Raw genomic sequence first — 422 nt, 5'->3', positions numbered from 1 at the left:
GCCCCAGTCAACCTGACGTACCAGTGGTACCGCTCAGGCACCGCCATCACCGGAGCAACCGCTGCCACCTACCGGCTCAACAGCGCAGACGCAGGCAAGACCCTGTCCGTCCGGGTCACCGGAACCAAAACCGGCTACACCACGGTCACGAAGCCCTCCACCGCAACGGCCGCAGTCACCGCAGGTACCCTTGCCCCGGCCCCGGTTCCGACGATCTCCGGGACAACCAGGGTCGGTTACACCCTCACGGCCAACCCCGGCACCTGGGGCCCTGCCCCAGTCAACCTGACGTACCAGTGGTACCGCTCAGGCACCGCCATCACCGGAGCAACCGCTGCCACCTACCGGCTCAACAGCGCAGACGCAGGCAAGACCCTGTCCGTCCGGGTCACCGGAACCAAAACCGGCTACACCACGGTCAC

1 pseudogene is annotated in these 422 nt (G+C 66.8%); it reads left to right on the top strand.

Annotated elements, in window-relative coordinates:
* A pseudogene (locus AC1DBX_RS20695) lies at positions 1-422 on the top strand (hypothetical protein); the annotation flags it as partial.

This window comes from Arthrobacter sp. 10N44_2 (assembly GCF_056394385.1).
Note: the sequence above shows the minus strand (reverse complement) of the source record. Positions and strands in the feature narration are given on the sequence as shown.